At 70.2% G+C, this 4110-nt stretch carries 1 protein-coding gene; it reads right to left on the reverse strand.

Annotated elements, in window-relative coordinates; translation table 11 throughout:
* The coding region (locus ACWGI8_RS40745) for a hypothetical protein (protein WP_453668495.1) at positions 1 to 4098 on the reverse strand (4098 nt) is incomplete at its 3' end.
* Between the last annotated feature and the right edge of the window lie 12 nt (positions 4099 to 4110).

Raw genomic sequence — 4110 nt, forward strand, 5'->3', positions numbered from 1 at the left:
GTCCAGGAAGTCGATGAACGTGGCCGGGCCGGCCTGGCCGTCCTCGCCGGACAGCGGCCTCGCGTTGATGGCAACCAGCTTGCGCAGGTAGCCGTTGGTGTCCCCGAGGAGCCGGGCGCGCCTGGACGGTGCGAGCGGATTGGTGATCCTCTCCCACAGTCCTCCGCGCAGCAGGCGCAGCGTGAGCCTTCGTCCGCCCTGCACGAGCGGCTCCGGACGGGAACCAGCGGACGGAAAGTGCAGGTCGGCTTCCAGGAACCTCGCCAGCAGGGCCAGCTGGCTGCGGACCTGCCCACGTTGGGCGCCGCTGATGCGTCGGTTGAACACGATGGCGTAGTCCTGCGTCGTGGACCGGCCCACGACCGCGTGAACGGCTCCTGCCAGGCGTTCGGCCTCGGCCTGGTCGAGCGACACCTTCAGGCCGTCGGCCTTCACCATGATCACGCCGAGTTGCGGGTCCACGGTGAGGTGAATGCGGAACAGCCCGGCCACGTCGGCGTCGAGGAGGGTGGGATCCTCCGGCGTCGGCCCGACGAGCAGGCCGGTCACCGCCGATGAGCCGTCCTCGGGGGAGTAGAGCGGCAAGACGGCATAGCTGTCCTGCCTGATCAACGTTCCCGACGGGGTGCCGACCAGAGTGCCTTTCGTGCCCGGGGCGAAGTGGCTGAGCCAGCCACCTCGCTTGGAGGGCGCATGCTCCAGCTCGTGCTGGGTGTCCAAGAGGTCCAGCGGCGTGTGCGGCGGTGGCAGCAGTTGAGGCGTGCGGAGGCTCCGGTTCCAGGTCAGGGAGAAGTTGGGCTCGATGGCATGAATGTGCCCCTTCATCGCCTCGCCCAGGAGCAACGCGTACGTCCGGTCCAAGCTCTTGGAGGCACGGCGTCCCTGGGAGATGGTGTTCAGGTCGATGATGACCAGGTCTGCGCCGTCAGGGACGCCGCCCCGGCGCAGCCAGGTGGCGAAGTCGCTCACCTTCGCATGGAGAGGACCGTCGTTGAACTGCAACGTCGGTATTCCCTCGCCGAGTTCGACTGCGACAAAGTGGAGGGTGGGCGAGAGGACGCTGTTCAGATTCCGCAGGAGCTCCCAGGTCCGCGGCGTCAGGTCGGTGTTCGAGACGAGCACACGGCGAGCGGCGAACTGGGACGGCACATCGTGCGGCAGGAGGTTGCCCAGGTTGTCGGTCCAGACCCATTCGGCCAGCCGCCGCTCCTCCGGACCATAGAAATCCCATCCGAGCGTCGTCCCGGTGCCCGGTGACACGGACTCCAGGATCAGGCTCGGCCGGGTGGTGCGCGGGACCGGGCGCAAGCCGTCCTTGGGCGCTGCGAGTGCACGCTCGAGCGACAGAGCGATCTCACGGTATGCCTCGCGCAGGCGCCCTTGGCCGGCCTGGGTCAGCTGCGCCACGAAGTAGGGGACGAATTGGATGTGGTCGACCACGGTACCGTGCAGCGCCCCGAGCAGGCGCTGGGCGAAGTCCCGCGGGTCGACGGGGACAGCGGTGCGGCTTCCGGGGCTCTCCGATCTCACGAGGAGGAGCCCCTCCTGGTCGACCATGACCGGGACGACAGCCCGCCCCGGGAACTGCTCCATGCCCTGGATACCGCGTACGAATGCCTCCGGCACACTCACGGGCAGCAGTGGCATCCGGTCCGGGTACACCGGGATCTTCGCAGGCCCCGGAACCACTCCGGGAGTGTTGTGGTTCCCGGAGGGGACAACGGCCGAGCTCTCTCCGGACGCGGTGTCGCGGGTCTCCGCACCGTCGCTGCCACTGCCGAGAGCAGCTTCGAGATAGCGCGGTGGCTCGACGCCGTCGGCCGCCGCCGCAGGGTGCAGCGGAGTGGGCACCTCGGCGGTGGGCGCCCGGTGACCGCGCGCCGGGGCCAAGGCGGTCTTCCCGGGGGCCGGGCCGACGCCCCCAACACGAAGCCGCCGGGGGTCGTGAAACCGCAGCTTGACGTCCTGCGCCAGGTGCCAGGCGTCGATGACCGCGCCCCCGGTGGGTTGGGCGGCCAGCCGCAGCTCCCCGCTGCCGAAGACCTCTTGCAGGAGGCCGCGCAGCACCGTCCGGGCAGCGTCCAGCAGTGCCTTCGACGGCACGGTCTCCAGACCGTTGCCGTACCACACCACCGGCGACGGCTTAGTCACCGTGGAGCGGATCTTGCGGGCGATGAACGGGTCCGGTTCGCCGTCCGTCCGGATCCATCCCCCGGCGGCCACCACCTCGAATACGAAGCCGGGCCGGCCCAGGATCGGGAAGACCGCCGGGGTCTCGGCGTCCGGGGACTTGAGGACATGGTCCTTCACCCACCAGGCACGCGGCAGCACCTCCCGCACCGCCAGCTCGATGTGCTCGTCCCGGCTGTGATCGAGCCCGTCGAGGGCGGTGCGCGCCCACTGCGGGTAGTGGTCCGGGAATGTGCGGGGCAGGCCGCTTTCCTCGGGCCTGGAGAGCACCTCGACGGATTGGGCAAGCGGTGTCCACCACCCCTCGTCCTCGGTACCCACGGCATGGACGGTAGTGCCGTCCGGTTGCTGCACGGGGAAGCCGTTCGGCTCAACAGACCGGCGGCTCTTGCCCTTCGACAGGGCAGTAGGGGAGGACCGCCATGGAACCATCTCCTCGCCGGGCAGCAGATCGTCCGGCAGTACGACCGCGAGCCGGTCGGGCAGTTCGGGGAAGGACTGCAGGACCTCGGCGCGGGGGCGCCACGGTGCGGCCACGGTTCCTGTCTCTGCGTCGTACAGCGGCCATGTCCAGGCCATCGGCTCGACCGGGTTGTTCAGCAGCTCCGCGACCTCGTCGAAGAACGGCCGCAGTGCCGCCAGTTTCTTGGCGTCAGCGCCGGCGATGGCAACGTTGACGGCGTTGTCGAGTCCGGCCACCAGCAGCCAGGCCGCGAACTCCCAAGGCTCGGCAGTCACTATGCCCGTTTCGACGTGCAGAACGACCCGCCCCTGGGGGTCGACGCCGACCAGAGCCCAGTCACGGCCGGCGGCCGGGTCCTCGGGCTCGAGCTCACGCAGCGCCTGCTCGAACAGGTCCACGGCGTGGCGCACGTCCGTTGCCCGCAGTCCTCGTAGCGAGGCCGCGAGCCGCACCGGGCGCGTGTCCTCGGTGAGGGTGACGTCGGCGCCTGTCCCCATACCGATGCCTGTGCCGTCGACGGCGTTCACGAGGATCTGCCCGACGTTGGCCGGTGTGACGGTCACGGTGCTGTCGTCGGACCCGGCTTCGGAGAGCCCGTCGTCGAGGGCTCCGCTGTCGGGCGAGGAGTTCAGGGTTTCCCGGAACGTGACGATCTCCACGGTCGGGGCGCCGTCGCGGCCGGGGACGGCAAGCAGCTCCACCTCGGGCCCGGTGGTCGCGGCCGGGACCGCGTTCTGGTGCTCGATTGGCTCCGGCGGCGCGGGAATCTCGTACTGCCCGGGCTTGCCGTCAGGCCGCTGCCAGACCAGGCCGCCGATGCTGCCGTCCTCCTTCACCACCTCCACCAGGCCGGTCCTTCGGCTGACGCCCCAGATGGCGTTCGGCGGCAGGTGGCCGACCGCGGTGCAGCCCAGCCAGCGGGCCAGATCGAGGGCCTGGGCAACCAGGTCTGGGTACTGCTCCTCGGTGACAGGGTCGGTGAGCAGCTGCAGGGCATTGACGAGACCGAGCTCCGGACCACGCTGCGGCTCGAATTCCAAGGGGGCGCCCTGCTGGCGTCGCTGCCGCCTGAGGGGATCTGGGACTCCGCCGTCCACCGCCCAGGCGACGGCCCTCGGGGTGGTCAGCCGGAGGACGGCCTTGCCGTCCGTGGCGCCCGGCACACCCTTCCAGGCCAGCGCCATCTTCCCGTCCACCAGCGGAAGCAGTACGGAGACGACAGTTTCCCCGTCGACGCCGGACTTCGTCAGCAAGGTCACCGCCTCCTGGGTCGAGGCCGGCAGCGCTTCCAGGGGCTCGCCGGTGGCCAGCATCACCAAGGATGTCGGAGGCCGGTTGGACGGCCTGCCCGAGTGCGGCGGGTGGACGGTGACGGCCGGCCACCGCTCGGTGCCGACTTCGGGGGCGGGCTGGGGATCGGTGGTGACCAGGGAGTCCAGCCGCATGCGGCCTTGGAG

The sequence above is a fragment of the Streptomyces sp. NPDC054841 genome (assembly GCF_053611045.1).